The 20236-nt window shown below is 48.1% G+C and carries 19 protein-coding genes; 8 read left to right on the forward strand and 11 right to left on the reverse strand.

The features are described from left to right. Positions 1-94 precede the first annotated feature (94 nt). Together AC6B99_RS12755 and lacZ are read right to left on the reverse strand one after the other, a co-directional pair. On the reverse strand, positions 95-673 hold the full coding sequence (locus AC6B99_RS12755) for a TetR/AcrR family transcriptional regulator (RefSeq protein ID WP_056040538.1): 579 nt from the start codon (positions 671-673) through the stop codon (positions 95-97). A gap of 317 nt (positions 674-990) precedes the next feature. Next, on the reverse strand, positions 991-4119 hold the full coding sequence (lacZ, locus tag AC6B99_RS12760; protein WP_496663478.1) for a beta-galactosidase, LacZ type: 3129 nt from the start codon (positions 4117-4119) through the stop codon (positions 991-993). Between the two features lie 138 nt (positions 4120-4257). On the opposite strand from lacZ, the gene AC6B99_RS12765 reads away from it, so the two are divergent. Both AC6B99_RS12765 and AC6B99_RS12770 read left to right on the forward strand, forming a co-directional pair. Further along, on the forward strand, positions 4258-5085 hold the full coding sequence (locus AC6B99_RS12765) for an AraC family transcriptional regulator (RefSeq protein WP_496663479.1): 828 nt from the start codon (positions 4258-4260) through the stop codon (positions 5083-5085). 28 nt (positions 5086-5113) lie between these two features. Beyond that, the gene (locus AC6B99_RS12770; RefSeq protein WP_496663480.1) at positions 5114-5527 is read left to right on the forward strand and encodes a ribosomal maturation YjgA family protein; all 414 of its coding nucleotides are present in this window, start codon (positions 5114-5116) and stop codon (positions 5525-5527) included. 17 nt (positions 5528-5544) lie between these two features. On the opposite strand, the gene AC6B99_RS12775 is transcribed toward AC6B99_RS12770, so the two are convergent. Then, positions 5545-6183: an ATP-dependent DNA ligase gene (locus AC6B99_RS12775; protein WP_056040547.1), complete on the reverse strand. Its 639-nt coding sequence runs from the start codon at positions 6181-6183 to the stop codon at positions 5545-5547. 401 nt (positions 6184-6584) lie between these two features. On the opposite strand from AC6B99_RS12775, the gene AC6B99_RS12780 reads away from it, so the two are divergent. Further along, positions 6585-6791 carry an alpha/beta-type small acid-soluble spore protein gene (locus tag AC6B99_RS12780; protein ID WP_056040551.1) on the forward strand — a complete coding sequence of 69 codons (207 nt, stop codon included), beginning with the start codon at positions 6585-6587 and terminating at the stop codon, positions 6789-6791. Between the two features lie 90 nt (positions 6792-6881). Here AC6B99_RS12780 and AC6B99_RS12785 read toward each other — a convergent pair whose 3' ends face one another. The 3 genes from AC6B99_RS12785 to AC6B99_RS12795 form a co-directional block, all read right to left on the reverse strand. Next, entirely contained in the window at positions 6882-7838 is a 957-nt protein-coding gene (locus AC6B99_RS12785; RefSeq protein WP_494860222.1) for a phosphotransferase, read from the reverse strand. Then, positions 7817-8887, reverse strand: a complete 1071-nt coding sequence (locus tag AC6B99_RS12790; protein ID WP_056040845.1) for a M42 family metallopeptidase — start codon at positions 8885-8887, stop codon at positions 7817-7819. The genes AC6B99_RS12785 and AC6B99_RS12790 overlap by 22 nt, the downstream gene beginning before the upstream one ends. A 134-nt stretch (positions 8888-9021) precedes the next feature. After that, positions 9022-9804 (reverse strand): PhzF family phenazine biosynthesis isomerase, encoded by a 783-nt coding sequence (locus AC6B99_RS12795; protein ID WP_494860705.1) that lies wholly within the window; start codon positions 9802-9804, stop codon positions 9022-9024. Between the two features lie 189 nt (positions 9805-9993). On the opposite strand from AC6B99_RS12795, the gene AC6B99_RS12800 reads away from it, so the two are divergent. The 5 genes from AC6B99_RS12800 (at position 9994) to AC6B99_RS12820 (ending at position 14214) form a co-directional block, all read left to right on the forward strand. Beyond that, entirely contained in the window at positions 9994-11220 is a 1227-nt protein-coding gene (locus tag AC6B99_RS12800) for a chloride channel protein (RefSeq protein ID WP_496663481.1), read from the forward strand. A 240-nt stretch (positions 11221-11460) separates the two neighbouring features. Then, positions 11461-11790 carry a PadR family transcriptional regulator gene (locus AC6B99_RS12805; RefSeq protein WP_056040557.1) on the forward strand — a complete coding sequence of 110 codons (330 nt, stop codon included), beginning with the start codon at positions 11461-11463 and terminating at the stop codon, positions 11788-11790. Positions 11791-11805: 15 nt separating this feature from the next. Beyond that, positions 11806-12672: a pentapeptide repeat-containing protein gene (locus AC6B99_RS12810; RefSeq protein WP_056040558.1), complete on the forward strand. Its 867-nt coding sequence runs from the start codon at positions 11806-11808 to the stop codon at positions 12670-12672. Between the two features lie 12 nt (positions 12673-12684). Next, positions 12685-13446, forward strand: coding sequence for an ATP-binding cassette domain-containing protein (locus AC6B99_RS12815; RefSeq protein ID WP_494879167.1), 762 nt, complete (start codon positions 12685-12687; stop codon positions 13444-13446). Next, positions 13447-14214 (forward strand): ABC transporter permease, encoded by a 768-nt coding sequence (locus AC6B99_RS12820; protein WP_496663482.1) that lies wholly within the window; start codon positions 13447-13449, stop codon positions 14212-14214. 192 nt (positions 14215-14406) lie between these two features. On the opposite strand, the gene AC6B99_RS12825 is transcribed toward AC6B99_RS12820, so the two are convergent. The 5 genes from AC6B99_RS12825 to AC6B99_RS12845 form a co-directional block, all read right to left on the reverse strand. After that, complete coding sequence (locus AC6B99_RS12825; protein ID WP_496663483.1) at positions 14407-15027, reverse strand: hypothetical protein; 621 nt, start codon at positions 15025-15027, stop codon at positions 14407-14409. A gap of 150 nt (positions 15028-15177) precedes the next feature. Continuing rightward, entirely contained in the window at positions 15178-15645 is a 468-nt protein-coding gene (locus AC6B99_RS12830; RefSeq protein ID WP_494879165.1) for a methyltransferase domain-containing protein, read from the reverse strand. A gap of 295 nt (positions 15646-15940) precedes the next feature. Continuing rightward, entirely contained in the window at positions 15941-16825 is an 885-nt protein-coding gene (locus AC6B99_RS12835) for a radical SAM/SPASM domain-containing protein (RefSeq protein WP_099520280.1), read from the reverse strand. Positions 16826-16916: 91 nt separating this feature from the next. Then, the gene (locus AC6B99_RS12840) at positions 16917-19484 is read right to left on the reverse strand and encodes a WG repeat-containing protein (protein WP_496663484.1); all 2568 of its coding nucleotides are present in this window, start codon (positions 19482-19484) and stop codon (positions 16917-16919) included. Between the two features lie 235 nt (positions 19485-19719). Beyond that, positions 19720-20193, reverse strand: a complete 474-nt coding sequence (locus tag AC6B99_RS12845) for a ferritin-like domain-containing protein (RefSeq protein WP_056040568.1) — start codon at positions 20191-20193, stop codon at positions 19720-19722. Positions 20194-20236 lie beyond the last annotated feature (43 nt).

Below are 20236 nucleotides of genomic sequence, written 5' to 3' on the forward strand. Positions count from 1 at the left end.
TACTGTGCTTCGATGGTTCAACAGGGAGGTTAACTTCTTTAAAGGGACAACCAAGCTACATGGGAATGAACATTCTAGTAAGTGTAAAAAAAGATTATCCTTGCAAAAGTTTCGTTGATACATTCACAATTCTCTTTAATTTTCTTTTATCAATCGATGTTCTTGCCATTGCTCTTATACCGACAGATATATTATGCAGGTATTCTGCCATTTCTTTGGCATCGTGATCAGAGGAGAACTCTCCATCCCGCTGTCCCCAAAGAATAATCTGCTCGAACATCTGCTCTCCCACTGTGAATGATTCAATAGACCTTGTATCCACGTCCGTATCACGTGCGGCCAGTTCTACCGCCGAATTCACGATTAAGCAACCAGATGGCATACCCTCTGATTCGCTGATCATAAAACCAAAAACTTTATGCAGAGCTTCCACTGCAGTCTTGGACGTTTTGACTTCTGCGAGCAATGTGGCGTTAACTTTGCCGCAGTAACGATCCATAGTCTGCAGAAACAGCGAATGTTTATCGTCAAATGTATCATATAAACTTCTGCGGTGAATGCCCATATGCTCAACAAGGTCACTCATCGATGTCTTCTCGTAACCTTGTTCCCAGAATATCTTCATTGCTTTATCCAATACTTCGTTCACTTCAAACTCTTTACTTCTAGCCATATAAATTCCCTCCCAAAATTATAGTAACATATCGGGAACGATCAGTAAACAATATATATTCGATAATCGTGTATGTAATCCATCGATGGATTTGGTGAAGTTGTATGACCACTCGCCGAGATCAGGCGGTATTTGCAAATATTGCAGCCTTTATTCCGGAGTTAGCAGTTCCCTTACTCTCGCGTACATCACCTCCTTGAATTGGTGGGGGCTATTTGACGCTTACTTTTTTAGCTTAGAGTAAGAAAAAACGCTAAGCCGGTCATATCCGAAGGCTTAGCGTATATTTTCGTTAAAATGTTGGCGGGACCCCTCGATTATTGTCCGCGCAGCGAGACACGGAAACGATAGTCTCGATTCGCTGGAAGCGTATATTCCTGATGAACCCGTGCTCCCCAGCTGTCGTCTCCACCCACGCCCATTTGACGGTAATTGACGCGAACGACGGTTTTATCGCTCACTGGCAGCTTGTAAGGATGATCATGCCCTTCCAGCTCATCGGCTGTATAAGGCAGCACATTCAACTCGAAGCGCGGCTCTCCTTGAAGCGAAATGCCGCTTCCGTTTGCATCGGTTACAGCTGCGAAGCGCACTTCGGTTTTGTTGCCGCACTCCTGCGGACGGATGTAAGGCATAAGCTGATCCTTCACCTTGCCGCCATAACGGCCAAGACGCGCGCTTGTTTGACGGTCCCAATACGATTCATGAGGGCCATTGCCATACCAGGCAATAGAATCAAACGTTTCATTCATTGTGAAAAGCAGGCCGATTTCTGGTATTTCAGGAAGTCCTTCACCTGGCTGCAGCAGCAGCTCAGCTTCAACCAGTCCATCGCCATATATCGTATATGCCAGCTCGCAGCGTGTTTCAGCTGCAGCGCTTAAACGGTATTGCGATCTTACTTTAACGCGGTCTCCAAGTGCTTCCCAGCTGAAGCGGATCAATTGGCGCTCCTTCGAAGCAGCCTGCCAAGGCGCACAGCGCTCGACATGTCCATTTCCGCGGTCATTATCCGTGTACGCACGCCAGAAATTCGGGACAATCGGCGAAGACAGCAGCTCAGAGCCGCCGATTTGGTAGGACTCCAGCTCGCCGCTCGCCTGATTGAAGCGAATGTCAAAGCCTTCTCCCGTTAACACAAGAACGCCATTAGATACAGCTTCAACCGCTATTGCACCATACTGCGGCGATGCAATCTCTACAGCAACTGGCGATACAGGCAGTGCAGGCGCAATAAATTGACCGAAGGCCACCTCATGTCCTTGCTCCGCCCATGGCGTAGCTTCCTTAAGCACAGCTCTTACCGTAAGCGTAATTTCTTCATTCAGACCTGCTTCTGTTGGCATCTGGAACGGAATGGCCAGCTCGGCAGAGTCACCCGCTGCGATATCTACGGTCAGCACGCCTTTTTGCATAATAATGCCGTTGCTGTTCAGCTTCCAGTGCAGCTCATACGCATCCAGCGATACGAACAGATTTTTATTGTCGACACGCACCGTTCCAGATTCCCAGTTCGGGCTATGAATTTTGATGTTTTGGTAGCAGGCCTTCACTTCATGCAGCTTAGGCGAAACCGAGCGATCGGCAAAAATCAGACCATTTCCACAGAAGTTGCCATCGTTCGGGCTATCGCCATAATCGCCGCCGTAGGCCATGTACGTAATGCCATCCGGTGTTTGCGTGCGAATAGCCTGATCGATCCAATCCCAGATGAAAGCGCCTTGCAGGATCGGATACTGGTCAAACAGCTCCCAATATTTATGCAAGCCGCCGCATGAATTGCCCATTGCATGGCTGTATTCGCAAATAATAAACGGCTTTTGCGGATTATTTTTGGCATAGGCTTCTACACCTTCTGGACTTGTGTACATATGGCTCTCAATATCCGAAGCCGCTTCGCTTTCGCGACAATGGAAAACGCCCTCGTAATGCACAATGCGGGACGGATCTGTCTTACGGAAATAGTCGGCCATTTTCAGGAAATTATCCCCGCCAAACGATTCATTGCCAAGCGACCAAATAACGATTGATGGATGGTTTTTATCGCGTTCGAGCATGGAGCGGCTGCGGTCCAGTACATTTGCCGTCCATTCCGGGAAGTTTCCAGGTACGGCGTCTCCAACCTCTTTTTGCCCATATGTCCATGAGCCATGCGTTTCAAGATTGACTTCGTCAATGACATAAAGCCCATATTCATCGCACAGATCATACCACAGCGGATGGTTCGGATAATGCGAAGTACGCACGGCATTGACATTATGCGATTTCATTAGCTTAATATCGGTAACCATATCCTCGTAGCTGAGCGCACGTCCAGTGTCGCAGGAAAACTCATGGCGATTGACACCTTTAAAAAGAATGCGCTGACCGTTAATTTGCATCAAGCCGTCTTTAATTTCAAACGTGCGGAAACCGACTTTGCAGCTAACGGCTTCTGTCAGCTTGCCCGCTGCATCTTTCAGCGACAGCACAAGCGTATATAAATGCGGCTCCTCAGCACTCCATTTGAGCGGCTGCGCAACCTTTGTGTTCAGCGCTAATGCTGCAACGGTTTCGCCCTTCTCCTGACGAATCGCCGCGCCGCTTAGCGGCTGCTGCCAAACCGGCTCGCCGGAGGCATCATACAGCATCGCTTCTACAGCTGTTTGCTGCTCAGAGGCTTCCTCCTCGAAACGTACCTTTACCTCTACCGTCAGCTCGCCATCTTCATAATTTGTATCCAGTGCTGCCTTAGCGAAGAAGTCATAAATATGGACCTGAGGCGCCGTATACAAATACACCTCACGGAAAATACCGCTCATCCGCCAAAAGTCTTGATCCTCCAACCAGCTTGCGTCACACCAGCGGTATACTTCCACCGCCAGCTTGTTTTCGCCTTCTTGCAAATAAGGCGTCAAATCAAAATCCGCCGGCGTAAATGTATCCTCGCTATAGCCGACAAGATCACCGTTTACCCAAACGTAGAAGGCAGATTCCACACCTTGGAAGCTGATAAACACAGGCTGACCATCCCAGCCTTCAGGAACGGTAAAAGTCGTCGCATAGGAGCCGACCGGATTATATTTAACTGGAGCGAAAGGCGGCTTAATATCCTCCTTGCCCACCCATGGGTAAGTCACATTCGTATATTGCGGGTAATCATACCCTTGAAGCTGCCAGTGGCTCGGCACAGGAATCGAAGCCCAACTGCTGCAGTCATAATCCAATTTATAAAAATCCGCGATGCGTGCTTCCGCATTTTCCGCAAAGGAAAACTTCCAATCGCCATTGAGCGAAACATAACGCTCGGAGCCTGTGCGCTCGCCTTGAAGCGCTTCCTCTACGCTTGTATAGGAAATACGGGTTGCATGTGCATCCAACCGATTAAGCTCAAAAATGGTAGGGTTGTTATTCCACTCTGGATATCCGTTAGCTGGAGCCTGATACGTAAATTTGCTCTTCGACACTTAAGGCACCTCTTTCAACTCAGTATAAGTTTAGTTATAATATTCACATTATAAAAGCTAGAAAAGTAAAGATCATTAAACTATTTTCGTATTTTACTTAAAGATTTGAATATTAGCAACTAAGAAGGGATGCTGCCCGTGAATGAAATTATTTATACGACGCTGACGACGACGGATTATCAGCTGCCCGTCTATGTAACCGGTGTGGGACATTGGGACCATCAGGAGGGTATTCGTCGCCCGGAGGGCTTTCCCGATTACCAATGGACGCAGGTCGTCTCAGGCGAAGGCGAGCTTATTATCGAGCAAGAGCGGTATCTCGTCAAGCAGGGAGACGGCTTCCTTCTCCCTCCAAGACTTACCCACAGCTATTATGCGGTCAAAGAGCCTTGGGAAGCCTATTGGTTTACGTATGACGGGCCGCTCGCCGAATCGCTGAACCAGCTGGCAGGCCTGACCCGCCCTGGCATTTATACGATTAACGACTCGCGCCCTGTATTAGAGATGATGAGCGATATGCTGCGCCTTATGCGGGAGAAGGAACCAGGCCTTGGCATGCTCGGCTCCAAGCAAATTTATAGCGTGCTGCTTGGGCTGCGCCAGCAGCTTGCCGAAGGCAGTCTTGCCACGCAGCAAATGAATGAGCGGCTTCATCCTGTGCTGCGTTATATCGAGGCGAACCTGCATCGCCCGATTACATTGCCCGAGCTGGCGGAGCTGCTTCATGTAACGCCGCAGCATCTATGCCTGCTTTTCAAAAAGACGTTCAAGCTTCGTCCAATAGAATATGTCAACAAAGAGCGTATCAATAAAGGCAAGGAACTGCTCACTCGCGGCGGCGGCATGAAGCTGTATGAAATCGCCCGCCTAGTAGGGTTTGAAAATCCGACGTATTTTAATACCTTGTTCAAAGCTTATGTAGGCTGTACGCCTGGAGAGTTTAAGCAAATGCATGGATTCAAATAAGGATAGAGTAAGTAAAGGAGCACAAACGATGCTTAAACCAATCATTTATTATGCGGCAGCCTTCCTCCTTGCGATGGCGCTCGGCTTTAGCTCGCGATATTTCGCCAGCCAGCTGCCGTCCTTCGTCGTCGCCCATTTTGGCGATATTTTATGGGCCAGCATGGTTTACTTTGGCTTCCGCATGCTGCAGGTCAGGCGTCCCCTACTCCTTTCGCTTGCTTGCAGCACAGCCTTCAGCTACGGCATTGAATTCAGCCAGCTGTATCAGGCCGACTGGATTAGAAATGTGCGCCATACGACGCTCGGAGGGCTTGTGCTAGGACAAGGCTTCAGCGGTATTGATTTAGTCAGATACAGCATTGGCCTGCTGCTTTCCTATGCTATTGATTACTTTGCGTGTAAACGGGTCAAAGCCAAACAAAAAATCGGCTCTGCCCCATAAAAAAGGCTGCATAGCTCTTAATCAGAGCCATGCAGCACAGTATTCGCGTCCATATGTATGCGGGAATACGCCGCATTCGTCATTTTCAGCCAATGGGCGCTCCGCCCAGCGAGGTATTGGCTCTCGCTTCTTTTTCCAGCCATGCCCTCCAGCTCGTAAGCGGCAATTCGACCCCATAACTGTGTGCCGCATCCGGTTACATATGGCAGCTTCATAAAAAATCCATTATCTTCAAGCAGCGCTTGCAGCAGCTTCTTCCGCTCCAGCAGCGGCTTGCTGCGCAAGTCTACTCCGTCATAATAAAGCAAATCAAACACATAATAGCGAACAGGCCATTTTATCGCACCTTCGCGAATGCGTGCTTCCTTCGTCATCTTATATCGGTCAATGAGCGGAGCAAATTCTAGTCGCCGCGTGTCTGGGTTCATATAAGCAAGCTCTCCATCAAGCACGACGTCCACGGGCCGGGACAGCGGCAGCTTGAGCAGCTCTGGATATTGCCGAGTAACCTCATACCCATGCTTTGTGAACAAACGCGCCTTCCTATTAATAAAAGAAAGCAGCAAGCGCTGCCCATCAATGAGCGGCTCAAATAAAAATTGCTCGTTATCAAAAGGCTGATTACATGCCGTCATCAGCATCGGTCGCTTAAACATGCCGATTCCCCCTTGCCGTCCTATCATTTTAGCATGGAACGGTTCAGCTGAACGGCGGTAAATTCAGGATAAATTAGTGAATAATCGGATACATTCCTCCACATAATAGCAATAAGCCAGCGCTTGGAAGCCATTTTTCTTTAAAATATAGGAAAGGATATCCTAACGTTATCCTTTCTCTATATTTCTCGGAATGAAACGCGCTGCACCGCCAAAGGGCGGCGAAAGCCGTTTCACCTTGAAATATAGGAAAGCATATGATTTTCCCATCCTTTCTCTATATTTCTCGGAATGAAACGCGCTGCGCCGCCAAAGGATGGCGAAAGCCGTTTCACCTTGTCCAAGGAAAGCTTGGTTTCTTATAAAAATGCTGCTGCTCATTACTTGAGGAGGTCACCCTTATGCCTAGAGGTTCGAATCAGCTGGTTGTACCACAGGCGCGTGCAGCGCTTGAGCAAATGAAGTTTGAGGTTGCACAGGAGCTTGGCATTCAATTGCCGCAGGATGGTTATTATGGACATATGACCACGCGTGATATGGGCTCCATCGGAGGATCCATTACCCGCCGTCTTATTCAAATTGCGGAGCAGCAGCTCTCCGGACGCTGATTGCACAAAAGAGCCGGGCCAAGTAAACGAAAAGCAAGCATTTTACAAGCTTTTCGTTTACTTGCCCGGCTCTTCTTCTTATTTTTTCAGCTATTTCAGCTTCATAAACCGCTCCCAGCCTTCAGCTGCATTGTCTCTTGCCCACTCCAGATGCGTTTGGTCGCTATATTTGCGGAAAGCGCATTCAATTAATAAAATGAGATCCAAATATAAATCATATAAACTGCGTCTTATTTGCTCCTCAGCCGTCAGCGCTCCACGACCGTAGCCCTGTAAAAACGTCTCCGACAAGTTAAAATGGCTAAAATAATGCTCCATCAGCGGATCGCCCCACATCGCCCGTTCAAAGTCAATAATGCCGCAAATTTGCTTATCCTTAATAAAAATATTACCATCCCACAAATCCCAGTGCAGCAGCTTTGGTTTAGTCACCGCATCCAGATAAGGCAAGCGCTCCTTTACCTCCTGTTCAATGACCAAGCGCTCTGCCGGAAGTGTAACGCCCGCATCCGTTGCGTCATCAAGCACGCCATGCAGCATCGCCCAAAAAGCATCCGTCCAACTAGCAAAAGCCTCGTTAAGCGGATAATAACCGAACTTTTCCCCGCTGATTTCGTTAATATAGGCATTGTACTCGCCCAACTGAAGCTCAATTTGCTCGCGCTCTTCTTGGGTAAAGCTTTCCTTCACTTTGTTATAAGCCTCTCCTTCCAGCCACTGCATAATAAAATAATCAGTCGGTACAAGCGACCGTGATTGGTCATAAGCGTATACTTCGGGAACTGGAATGCGGTGATCCTGAGACACGAGCCTCATAACCTCTACCTCGGTTTTCATCATCTCTTGCTCATAGCGCATGAGCGCCCCAACCGCCGTAGGAGCTACCTTTACAACCGCCTGGAAGCCGTCCACAAGCGTCAGTTGATACGCCGTATTGGCCCAGCCATCGGTAAGCTCGCGCGAATGCGCAAGCTCCCTGCCGAAATGATGCTGGGCAATCTGTCCCAACTGCTGCGTGTCCAGCTTTAGCTTGATTTCGTTGTCCATGAATATCCCTCACTTATGTAGGATAATAACAATACTGCCGTGTTTATAATCGCATCTGCATGCGTCCGTTCCATGGCATGCGAAGCATGCACACCCGGCCCAATTAGCGCAGCCCGAATATTGCTGCCTCCTCTCAGCGCAGCCGATGCGTCCGAGCCATATTGCGGATAAATATCGACCGCATAGGAAATGCCTGAAGCCTTTGCCAGCTCGATCAGCTTCGAGGTCATCGCATAATCATATGGGCCAGAGGAATCTTTGGCACAAATGGATACATCCCGCTCGCTTGCGGATAAATCATCGCCTAAAGCGCCCATATCAATCGCGATCAGCTCTGTCACATCCGGCGGCATATAGGCGTTGCCATGTCCTACCTCTTCATACGTGGAAAAAATCAGCTTAAGCGTGCGCTCCGGACGCTTCCCTTCCCGTCCAAACCACTCCAGCAGCCCGAACAAGGCAGCGACACTAGCTTTATCATCCAAATGCCGTGATTTTACCCAGCCATTGTCCATTATTTTTGTGCGCGGGTCCCATGAAATAATATCGCCGACCTCGATGCCAAGCCGTTTCGTCTCCTCTTTAGACGTCGTATCCGCATCCAGGCGTATTTCCATGTTTTCCTCGCTGCGCTTCCAGTCCCGTGCCTCTGGATACACATGGACAGACGTTTTCGTCGACAGCACGGTTCCTTCATACTGGCGGCCATCGCGCGTATGAACGAGGCAATATTCGCCTTCCACTGTATGCATGGCATAACCGCCAATGGGCGTAAAGCGCAGCATGCCACTTGGCTTAATCGCTCGCACCATCGCGCCAAGCGTATCCACATGGGCGGTTAACGCAAGCGTGCCCGCTGTACAATTTCCTGTTCCCGGAATCGTAATGATTCCATTGCCTTTCGGTGTCAGCTCCAGCTCAAAGCCATGCTTGCGAGCTTCCTCCTCCAGCAGCCTCATAATCGCCATGCAGTAGCCGCTAGGGCTTGGCGTTTGAAGCAAGCGATTCAAAAATTCCAGTATGTATTCCCGGTTCAATTGTATTTGCAATGGGCTCATCAATGCCATTCTCCTCTTCCTATCCATTTCTGTTTATAGCCACTAGTATAGGCATTAACGGCTACAGTTGAATAGTGAAATTTTTTATAAACTCTAGCTATGCCCGTTTCTCCATATTCATCATCTTAATCGACAAAGAGGTCAGCAATTGAATACAATACAGCTCGGCCGCTTATCTTCACGCGATCACCAGCAAGCTTGCAGTACAAGGTGCCTCCCCTTTTAGAAACCTGTCTTGCCGTCATTTCCTGCTTGCTCAGACGCTCAGCCCAATATGGGATAAAATTGCAATGGGCTGATCCACATACAGGATCTTCATCCACTTTTAATTTTGGAAAAAAGCACCGGGATACGAAATCGTACTGCTCACTTTTAGCAGTAACCAGCACACCGAGTCCTTCTGGCAGCGCGGTGAGTTTAGTGAAATCCGGGTTCAGGCTTCTGACATCAGACTCCGATTCCAGCACAAACATTAAATCGCGATCAAGATACGTTTCTACGGGCATCATTCCGAGCGCTTCAACCATCTGCTGTGTGAGCGTATGGGGCTTGGGCATTTTGTTCGGGAAATCCAATTCGTACAGCTCACCGTCCCTTACAACGATTAAGTCGCCGCTGAGTGTTGTGAAACGAATACGCATAAGAGCTGTATCATAAAAGTTCGCAAGCACATAAGCTGCTGCCAGCGTTGCATGGCCACACAAATCAATTTCCCCGCCTGGTGTGAACCACCTTAAATGGTAACCATCATCCGCAATCTTTACCGCAAACGCCGTTTCGGACAAATTGTTCTCGATAGCAATCTTCTGCATGAGCTCATCCGGCAGCCACGCATCCATAATGCAAACACCAGCTGGATTCCCTTCAAAAAGGTGATTGGCAAACGCATCAATGACATAATATTTCATATTCATCAACCTTCCTTCATTTATGCTCCATATATGAGCATTGTATCAAGAGCTCTTGTATGGCTTCAAATGAATAATTGTATGACGTACAATTATTTGATGTATGGTGAAGCCCTCCATTCATTGACTCATCCGAAAAAGGGATATAGACTTAAATATCAACTTATCATGTCAGGGGCATTATAATTCATGAAGCAGCAAATACGCATTCTCCTTATTTGGCTAGGCATTGCTGGCTCCACTGGGCTACTCACGGGAGCTGCTTCTGCGCTGCTGCTGGCGCTTTTGGATGCAGCAACGTATCAGCGGCTGGCGCATCCATGGCTGCTCTGGCTTCTTCCACTAGGTGGAGCTTTGGTCAGCTATCTGTATATGAAGCTAGGCGGAGATGCTGGCAAAGGGAATAACCTTGTGCTGGAGCAGCTGCATGCAGAAGATGGCGGAGTGCCGCTGCGCATGGCACCGCTCGTTCTTTTCGGTACGATGATCACCCATCTATTCGGTGGTTCAGCCGGACGTGAAGGGACAGCCGTGCAAATGGGCGGCAGTATGGCTAGCTATATCGGATGCCTTTGTCGGCTCGGTGGGCTAGAGCGAAAGATGCTGCTTATCTGCGGTATAAGCGGCGGCTTCGGTTCCGTCTTCGGCACCCCGCTTGCTGGCGCCATATTCAGCTTAGAGCTGCTCGCAATAGGCCTCGTCCCCTACTGGCTGCTGCTGCCCGCTTTGGCGGCCGGCTTTACTGGACACGCCGTCGCCCTTGGGTTAGGCACGCATCATAGCCATTATGCCATCGGCAGCCTGCCAGGCTTCAATATAAAGCTGCTGCTCGCTATTGTGCTCGCTTCGGTATTGTTCGGTTTAACGGCGCGGCTATTCGTCGTACTTACACATAAGCTCAAAGCGGTATTCAACCATTATATCCCGAATCCAGCTTTCAAAAGCTTCATCGGTGGTCTGCTTATCATTTTGCTCGTCTACGCCGTAGGGACGCGAGATTATGTTGGCCTTGGGCTCCCACTAATGGAACAAGCCTTTCAAGAAGCATTATCTCCATTCGCTTTTCTATTGAAAATCCTGTTCACCGCCGTTACGCTTGGCGCTGGATTTCAGGGCGGCGAAGTAACGCCGCTGTTCGTCATCGGTTCTGCACTAGGCAGTGCGCTTGGCGGCCTGCTGTCTGTATCTGTGCCCCTGCTTGCGGGCATTGGCTTCGTTGCTGTATTTGGCAGTTCCACCAATACCCCGCTCGCCGCTGCCATAATGGGCATGGAGCTATTTGGCATCGAGGCCTTTCCTTATTTGCTGCTGGGCTGCATCATCAGCTACCTTTTCTCCGGGCATACGGGCATATACTGGTCTCGTCGCACGCATAAGCTTAAGCTTCGGTTTTCATTTTTTAAATTCTCTTCATGACTGTTCTATTCCCATATTGCGCAAACTTCTATATGTTCCTTCGTTCTTTCATACCGATGTCTACACCGATGTATAAGTCGGAGTAGGCATCGGTATATTTTTGTTCATTATCCACAGAAGCCTCTCCACGACTTACTCCTTCAGCGAAAAATATTTCTTTTCAAACAAAGTATCTCACTTGAAATACTACCTTGACAGTCACAGTAGTGTGTCGTATTATAAAAATGCGGAGGTGATTACATGAGCGAGAGCAAAATTACATCCGACCTGCTGCGCGGACATACCGATACGATGATTTTACGGCTCCTATCCGAAGCTGACCGCTATGGGTACGAAATTGTCAAACTGATCGCAGAGCGCTCGGGCGGCGAGTATGAATTAAAGGAAGCCACGATGTACTCCAGCGTCCGGCGGCTTGAAACAGACGGCGATATCGAGTGGTATTGGGGCGATGAATCTCAGGGAGGACGGCGCAAGTATTTTCGGATTACCGACAAGGGCAAGGAGACTTACGCCCGCAACAAAAGCAATTGGGAGTATTCGAAGCGCGTGCTAGAAAATTTATTATAAAGGAGATTTGATGAGATGAATCAGAAATTGACGAACTATTTGAACGGTGTATTTACGCCCTACGATGGGGTAAAAAGCGTCAGCGAATTAAAGGCGGACCTGCACTCCGATTTGCAGGAGCGGTATTCCGAACTCAAAACCGAGGGCAAAGATGATGCAACCGCGTTTCATATGACCATTGAGAGCATCGGCGACATCGAACAAACTATACTGGAGGTCGCTAACCTCTCCCGCTCGCTGGAACGGCAAGTGGTGACGAATTTTAGTGCGAGTTATCTGCCCAAGAGCGATCTTGCGGGCGTTAACGCGCATAAAGGAAAATTTGCTGCGAGTGCGTTACGTGGTACCGACTTTACGGGTGCTGACTTGACGGGCAGCACATTTGCGAGCAGCGATGTGGGTGAAGCTATTTTTGACCATGCCAATCTCACTGACTGCAACCTCTCTGCCATTGACCTTAAGGATTCAAGCTTCCACAAGTCCATCCTTGTACGTACCAACATCAGCAAGTCGGGTCTGGACGGAGCAAAATTCATTGATGTGAAGCTAACTGACGTCCAGTTAACGATGACCGACCTTAGAAAAACAATCTTTGAAAGATGTACCTTTAACGGAGTGGACTTCAAATATTCGGATTTGCGAGGGGTGCGATTTGACGAGCAGACCTTCATAGGCGTCAAGTTTGACAAGTCGGCGCTGAATGAGGTTTCGTTTAAAGGAGCGATACTCAAAAATGTTTCGTTCCTTTCTGGCTTTTCTTTGTCCAAGAAATATTACCGTGCGATCAAAACCATCTGCTTTGAAGGCGCGACGATGGATAAGCTGACCTATGCTGCCCTTAAAGGCATGGATGCTGATTTGTCTAAAGTTACGGTTATATAAGGAGGGAAAAATATGCAGCACAAGTCGATTCAAGTGATTGGCCTGCAAAAGTCCTACAAGCAGCTGCAAGTCCTAAAGGGCGTAGATTTCGAGGTGGAAAAGGGCAGTATTTTCGCCCTGCTCGGCTCCAACGGGGCGGGCAAAACAACCGTTGTCAAAATTCTCACCACGCTGCTCAAAAAAGACAGCGGAACCGCCTACGTAAACGGATTCGATGTTGCTACAGAACCCGACCATGTGCGGCAGGCGATCAGTCTGACCGGGCAATTTGCCGCCGTGGACGAAATTTTAACCGGACGAGAAAATCTTATTATGATTGCCAAGCTGCGATACCTCAAAAATCCGCGCCAGGTTGCGGACGATTTGCTTAAACGCTTCGTCCTGACAGACGCCGCTGACCGCAAGGTGTCTACTTATTCGGGCGGTATGCGCCGCAGGCTCGACATCGCCCTCAGCCTTGTGGGAAAACCACAGATTATTTTCCTCGACGAGCCGACCACTGGACTTGATCCCGAGTCGCGTATCGAGGTTTGGAAGATTGTCAAGGAGCTTGCCGACGGTGGCACGACGGTACTCCTGACCACGCAGTATTTGGAAGAAGCTGAGCAGCTTGCCGACCGAATTGCCATTTTGCACGAGGGTAGAATTATTGCCAACGGCACGCTTTCGGAGCTGAAAATGCTGTTTCCATCGACAAAGGTGGAATATGTTGAAAAACAGCCGACATTAGAGGAGATATTCCTCGCAATCGTCGGCAACAAGGAGGGAAAATAAATGGAGACGGTAAAGAAGCACTTTGTCAGCGATCTGAGCGTTATGCTTGGACGTTCCATGCGCCATATTTTCCGCAGTATGGACACCATTATCTCGGTTACCATCATGCCGATCGCTTTGTTGTTGCTGTTCGTCTATGTCTTCGGCGGTGCAATTGAAACCGGAACGGATAACTATGTGAATTACTTGTTGCCTGGCATCCTACTCATTGCTATTGCTAGCGGTATATCCTACACGGCTTTCCGCCTTTTTACCGATGTGCAACGCGGTATATTCGAGCGGTTTCACTCTATGCCCATTTCACGTTCCACCTTATTGTGGGGACATGTGCTGACCTCGCTGGTATCCAACGCCCTATCGATTGTCGTCATCATACTTGTAGCGCTCGTTATGGGCTTTCGTTCGTCCGCGGGGCCACTGTCATGGCTTGCAGTAGTTGGCATACTTGCTCTGTTTACGTTGGCATTAACTTGGGTCGCGGCAATTGCAGGGCTGTCAGCAAAGTCGGTGGACGGCGCAAGCGCCTTTTCCTACCCGATTATCTTCCTGCCGTTTATCAGCTCGGCGTTTGTACCTACCGAGTCGATGCCTGCGGTCGTTCGTGCCTTTGCCGAAAAACAACCGGTGACCTCGATAGTGGAAGCCATCCGTGCACTACTGTCAGGGCAACCGGTGGGCAATGATATGTGGATCGCTCTTGCGTGGTGCGTCGGGATTTTGCTCATAGCCTATTTCTTTGCAATGAGGGTGTACAATAAGCGGGTATGAAAAAGGAGCGACCATATTCATCCCTTCCCCTGAAAAACTCTTTCTGTTCATTCATACTTCTACAAATATTGGAAGGATTCTGCCTTTAGCTTAATAACAGCAGGAGCAGCTGCCGCTGTGGCAAACTGCTCCTGGATCGCTGAACTAACGTTCGCCTTTAGCATAACAAGGCTTCCTTTTAAATAGCATGGGTTAAAACGATTCTTCCCCATATTCATTCCAATAATGCTTTAAATGCTTTTGTAGCGCAGTATCAAGCTCAGCATTATCATCGTTCACATCTAGTTCGGCAGACCCAATGGCCATGGCCAAAGGTCCGCTGAGTCCCCTTGAACCTCCACTCATGCCAAGCTCAGGTAGCCACTCAGCTTGGGAATACCAGCGTTCTGCATAATCCTTGGTGCCGCCTGCATTTCTAACGATATATAGTCTATGCAGGATGTCAGCATCGTCCCGATAGCCATAGTAAAAATAGCCTTTTTCCTCAAGAGCATCCGTAATATTGATTTTTTCCCCATTGACACTTGCAATGAGCTGTTCCGCGGACTCTTTGACTACCCAATCGCCGTCGTTTTCGCCACCCATGGAGTCTATATGATCTTCGGCAATTTCATAATGAAGGGATGTTCCATTAGCAAAGACAACAGTCTGTCCCCTACCTTTGAAAATCGTCTGATACTTATTTGCGGTAGCATTTGTATAGGCTTGGGCTTGTTCGCTTGTTAATGGTTCAGCATCCTTTAAAACCGAACAAGCAGAAAGGGTGACTACTATTGTTGATAATACCGTTATATTAAATACTTTTTTTATCATGGCTCACATTCCCCTATCTAGTGATTAAAACTAACTTCTTATTATAATCGAATTGCATTATATTTCTTATGATTTTTTGAAATCCAGTCTAATGATTTTTTTTGCATCTACATCATGTGCAATTGAAAGTAATGGATCAAAGGCTGATATCTAATTGGATTGACTTACAAAGCTGTCAGCTTGATTTTTTTGAATCGTGCAAGAAACAACTTCTACTTGATTTCTGTTCTGATTGATTAGGGAAACAAATGAAGCATCTCCAACATACTCAATAATTAAATTTGCGATTAATAAATCTGTTTTTGGTAATGTAAATGTAGGATCACAAATATCACAATGCACTAGCTCAAGCGTATTCCCCATATAAGAATATCTTTTTTGACAAGCATTCAAGTAATCTTTGTTTATGTCAAAACCATATATTTTTTTAGTAGTATGTAAATCAATCACGTCTAGTCCATTTCCCCCAGCAACTCCAAGGATACCAACGATTTCGTGCCCATAACTTTCAAACTGCTCTTTTGTGATTTGATTTAAAGTTTGTAATTGAAATACAGCATCAGACTTCATGTGGTTTTCATATATATCCAGTTTAATTTCTTGCCATGGATTGTTCAAAATTTCAGCTCCAAGTCGTTTTATTTTGGGGCTATGTCTAGCCTAAACGCCACCGTTCAAGTCCTCAATAGTAATAATTATAACTAATAAAAACAATGCATGGATAGTCATTTTTGATTATAAGTATGTTGCTCATTCGTTTAATACTCCCCTAGTCTATGGCTGAACGTGGAAAAAACCGGTCTCCTTCAATCAAGGATTCCGGTTTTTCTGTTTGACGTTTATCACGCTCACGTTCGCATGCGCCGTACAAGCTCCATCGTGCTGCATTGGGCTGCATTCGACCCGTATCTTCTTATGCCCCAGCTCCGAAGCGCTTGCGATAGCCGCATTTCCGGCATAGCTCCTCGACCGCTTCCCTGCGGGAGAAACCTTCGACCAGCTTAATCGCCCGATCATCCTCAATAATGTCCGAGAACGGTTTATCATTAATGTTCCCCAGATCAATGACGCCTTCACCGTCGAGGCAGCATGGAACGACCGTTCCATCGACCAAAATGCCTGCCTGATTGCGCAGCCCGTAGCAGAAGCCTTTGCCGTCATCCTCTTCCGCCTTCAAATCCGGCCATTCAAATTCATGATCCTGATTCAAGTAAATACGATCAGCAATTTTCAGTCCTTTACCGGGCGCAACCCGCTCCTCAATGAAGTAATCCAGTCCAAATTGCTGTTCAATCATCGCCAAAACGTCGCGATTGCGCTGGCGCTCCGCATTCGTCGCATTGTCGGTATGCAAATTCCAAAGGCGCAGCGAAATGATCATATTTGTCCGCTCAACCGCCTCACGTGCAAAATCCAATACGCTTCGAACATAACCTTCCTTATTCGTCGAGCCAATGTGTCCGTCAAAGCTATGCAAAGAGAAATTCATTTGGCGCAGCGCAGGCTTTGTCAAAATTTTCTCTTTCACTTTATGAAGCAGCGTCCCGTTTGACGTCAAATTGACTTTGAAGCCGTGCTTTTGGCTCAGATCCAGCAGCTCGTCAATTTTCGGATGCAGCAGCGGCTCGCCTTTGAGATGAAAATAAATATAGTCCGTAAACGGTTTAATCTGCTCCAGCCGCTTCTCAAAATCCTCGACCTGGATAAAGCCTTTCGCCCGCTGTGTCTGGGGACAGAAGGTACAGGCCAGATTGCAGATGCTCGTAATTTCCACATAAAACTTTTTAAACCTCTTCATTGCGCGTTGCTCCATTCTGCTCCATAGTCCTTCCTGCTATTATAGCATGCTCTCCGCTTGCGCGACCATTATGCTATAAAAGCCGCTACTCTCAATGAAAGGACCGCCAAAAAGCACCTTCTGTTGCAATAATGGTGCTTATTTGGGCATACGGAATGCGGAACGTCGGGAACCCGGCAGCAAACGGTGCAATATCATAAGGGTTAAAATAAAGATGCAGCGCATCCTCCGTCACATAAAAAGGCTGATCCGGCTTAATGCCCATATACGTGTCCGGGAACACATAGCTGTACTGAGGATCCGTCTTAATTTGCTCGCCAACGATATCACTAAGCACCTTTACATAGTTGCTGCCTGGCTGGAACAGATCCTTCAGCTCGTACATCGACCCGTCGATGACATTGATATGGCTGTAAATCATCGTCGGCATCCCATGAGCAGCACCGAACGGGAAATTGTAGCCGTTCAACTGCAAAACGAGCAGGTTTTTGTGGAACCAGGCGACGTCAAAATCGCCATCATACGAATACTCCAGCTGCACATTCGCCGGGACCCTCTTGACCTGCGACAGCTCCTCCAGCTTGCGGTTCACCTGCTGCTGTGCCGCTTGGTTGACCATACCCTCAACGCTTGGATAATACACCAAATAATCGACGTTCGGCTTATATTTATGTTCCTTGACACGCAGTGGAACCCGCAGCGGAATGATCGTGTTGCTTTGCCAAATAAGGCGACCGCTGCGCGTATAATAGGACTCCCGGTTATCGACTATCGCCTGCACAACGCCATCCATAATCGTTAATACGCCTCTTCCGGACAGGCGTGGATACCCCTGTGCAGGCTGCCCTTTTGTATTTATAAAATAGGTCTGTTTCCCGTCCGTAACGGAAGCCAGCCCATATTTATAATCCGCCACATCCGTGAAAAAATAGTCCGTCAGCAGCTTGCCGTCTTGATCTGCAATCGCATACAGCGAGCCGATATACGGCTGATCCGCATTTCTCGCCTTGCCCAGCGCCAGCCGCTGCTCGCCCAGCTGGCGAATATCATTATAGGCCGGCTGCACAACATAGCCGCCCCGCTTGTCAATGACGCCGTACAGCGCGCGAAAATCCTCCGCTGTATTCACAATCGCACGTCCATCCTGAAACGGCATGGCCGCTGTAAACGCCGGATAAATGACCGATTGGCCGCGCTCATTAATGTACCCGTATTTGCCGTTTTGCTCCGGCTGATAGGAAAGCAGCCCCTCTCCGAGCTGGCCTACATCATAAAACGGATATTCCGCAAGCTTGCGTCCACTTCGATCAATTAACGCAAAGGCCTGATCATGCAGCTTTACGACTGCTTTTCCTTTGGCAAAATCGCCAGCGCTTTCGAACTGTGCCGGAATAACCTCCGTCCCTTTACGGTCCAAATACCCATATTTGGAGCTGCTGTCTGCTTCATTCATGACGTAGAACATCGCCCGTTCATCTGCAAACGCAGAGATGTATGAATAGGCTTTAGTCGTCAGCACATTTCCCCGCTCATCGATGATTTTAAAGCCTGCGCTATCAATGATGACCGCACGTCCTTCCGTGAACGGGCCGATAAAATCATAAATCGGCCGTATACGGAAAGCGCCTGACATGTCAATTAGGCCGCTATTGTTGCCTAATTGAACAACTGCTAGCCCATTCGGCTGAAAAGCATCTGCACTGCTGAATTGCGGCGCTATGACGAAGCTGCCTTTTGCATCAATATAGCCCCATTTTGTCCCGCTCGTCGTCTTTACTGCTGCGGGAAGAAGTACCACTCTGCGCTCATTTTCCCTATCTTCCGCATCAAAGCCGTCAATATCGGCAGTTATACCTGCTGCTGGCCGTGCTGCCTCTATGCCCATCTCCCCTCGGCTGCTAGCCAATATGGCATGCTTTAATTGCTTCAGCACCTCAAGCGATGGATAAGGCTGGGGGAAGCTAAGCGCCTTGTGGACAGAGGCAAGCGCCGCCTGCAGCTGGCACGCTTTAAACTGCGCATCTGCCAGATGGAACCAATAAAAACCATAATCCGGATGCTCCGCTACCATTCGTTCGTAATAGTCGACAACTTTGCAAAAGTAATAGGGATACACATCTGGCGCTGGAACAAGCATCCCTTTCGACCAGCGCATGACGTGGACATCATAAGCTTCCCCCGTGTCATGTGCCCATAGCGCCAGCTCAGCTTGACCATCCCATCCGTTCGGTCCTGGCATATCCTCCACATCCAAATAGCTGAAATTGATGCCAGCCGGCAGCACGGGACAAAGCTTGAAATTGCTGTAGGCATACACAGACAGCGTGGACCATATCGCCCCAACCTGCCAGCCAATGATTAAATTACAGCATAAGCAGTTGGTTACAGGCGCGGCAGTCATCACTGTTACGCCGTACCCCATTCCTTTCACACAAGCGGCTACAACCCAGCCAAACTGACAATGCTGCAAAATCATAACAAAATATTCGTTATGCAAACGATACACCACTGCTACTTCGGGGCAACCGTCCCCATTTAAATCTGCCACTACAACTGCGTAATGTGGCGACGGGCAACAAATTTCAGCAAGCTCCGCACCAATCGGCAAATGAGCGGCAGCCAATCGCACCCACTGCATGTCATCCGCGTTCATTTTCATCACACCCCACCCGTATACGACTGGAATTTATCCTTAACAAACTAAACATATGCAGGAAAAAAGAGAATATGATAGGAGGTTAAGAGAGGCTCCCTCGAAAAAGGTGACATATTATTTTTTATGTAAACAAAATACGTTTATTCGTTTTTCTTAAGTTAAGTAAATGAACTCCTTACAAAAAAATAAAGCCGGTACATTCTCCTATCAGGAGCAACCGGCTTTATTTTTTTCTAAACTAGCCATTCGTTCGATTTAATGTAATAAGATAATTGTATTTGCTTGCATGTTTCATCTCGTCTAAAATAATGCCAAAAACCGTGTCTTTATATACACCCACGGGCAAGCCGAACCAAATGTTGCGGTATTTTTCAACCGCAGCGAGCTCTCCTAATAAAGCCTCCTCTATTCCAGCAAGGTAGGAGCTCACCGGCTGATGGGCTTCATTGCTGACTCCGGTAATTTCCTGGCCAGTAAGTTGTCTATAAATCCCGCGAAACATTTGGTTGTGCCCACGCTCATCATTGCGAATGGACATAATGATCCCTGCCTGCTCGGCATTTGGCGCAAGCCTAATTAGCTCATCATAAAACAACTCGTCATTTCGTTCTCCTTGTACAGCTTCTTTGATTAACGTTAGCGCATGCTGTGGGGTTGTTGCCCATACTGGCATAAAAACCGTGTTTCTCCATTGATGGTTAACCCAATTCATCTATTAGCCTCCACAAATAAGGATCATTATTTAGATCAGCATA

The organism is Paenibacillus liaoningensis (assembly GCF_059609455.1).

What these genes read in the sequence shown, in the direction of transcription:
- AC6B99_RS12780 (WP_056040551.1), top strand. Translation starts at nt 6,585, where the DNA reads ATGCCTAGAGGTTCGAATCAGCTGGTTGTACCACAGGCGCGTGCAGCG.
- AC6B99_RS12785 (WP_494860222.1), bottom strand. Translation starts at nt 7,838, where the DNA reads ATGGACAACGAAATCAAGCTAAAGCTGGACACGCAGCAGTTGGGACAG.
- AC6B99_RS12815 (WP_494879167.1), top strand. Translation starts at nt 12,685, where the DNA reads ATGCAGCACAAGTCGATTCAAGTGATTGGCCTGCAAAAGTCCTACAAG.
- AC6B99_RS12820 (WP_496663482.1), top strand. Translation starts at nt 13,447, where the DNA reads ATGGAGACGGTAAAGAAGCACTTTGTCAGCGATCTGAGCGTTATGCTT.
- AC6B99_RS12755 (WP_056040538.1), bottom strand. Translation starts at nt 673, where the DNA reads ATGGCTAGAAGTAAAGAGTTTGAAGTGAACGAAGTATTGGATAAAGCA.
- AC6B99_RS12835 (WP_099520280.1), bottom strand. Translation starts at nt 16,825, where the DNA reads ATGAAGAGGTTTAAAAAGTTTTATGTGGAAATTACGAGCATCTGCAAT.
- AC6B99_RS12840 (WP_496663484.1), bottom strand. Translation starts at nt 19,484, where the DNA reads ATGAAAATGAACGCGGATGACATGCAGTGGGTGCGATTGGCTGCCGCT.
- AC6B99_RS12810 (WP_056040558.1), top strand. Translation starts at nt 11,806, where the DNA reads ATGAATCAGAAATTGACGAACTATTTGAACGGTGTATTTACGCCCTAC.
- AC6B99_RS12775 (WP_056040547.1), bottom strand. Translation starts at nt 6,183, where the DNA reads ATGTTTAAGCGACCGATGCTGATGACGGCATGTAATCAGCCTTTTGAT.
- AC6B99_RS12805 (WP_056040557.1), top strand. Translation starts at nt 11,461, where the DNA reads ATGAGCGAGAGCAAAATTACATCCGACCTGCTGCGCGGACATACCGAT.
- AC6B99_RS12825 (WP_496663483.1), bottom strand. Translation starts at nt 15,027, where the DNA reads ATGATAAAAAAAGTATTTAATATAACGGTATTATCAACAATAGTAGTC.
- AC6B99_RS12795 (WP_494860705.1), bottom strand. Translation starts at nt 9,804, where the DNA reads ATGAAATATTATGTCATTGATGCGTTTGCCAATCACCTTTTTGAAGGG.
- AC6B99_RS12845 (WP_056040568.1), bottom strand. Translation starts at nt 20,193, where the DNA reads ATGAATTGGGTTAACCATCAATGGAGAAACACGGTTTTTATGCCAGTA.
- AC6B99_RS12770 (WP_496663480.1), top strand. Translation starts at nt 5,114, where the DNA reads ATGCTTAAACCAATCATTTATTATGCGGCAGCCTTCCTCCTTGCGATG.
- AC6B99_RS12800 (WP_496663481.1), top strand. Translation starts at nt 9,994, where the DNA reads ATGAAGCAGCAAATACGCATTCTCCTTATTTGGCTAGGCATTGCTGGC.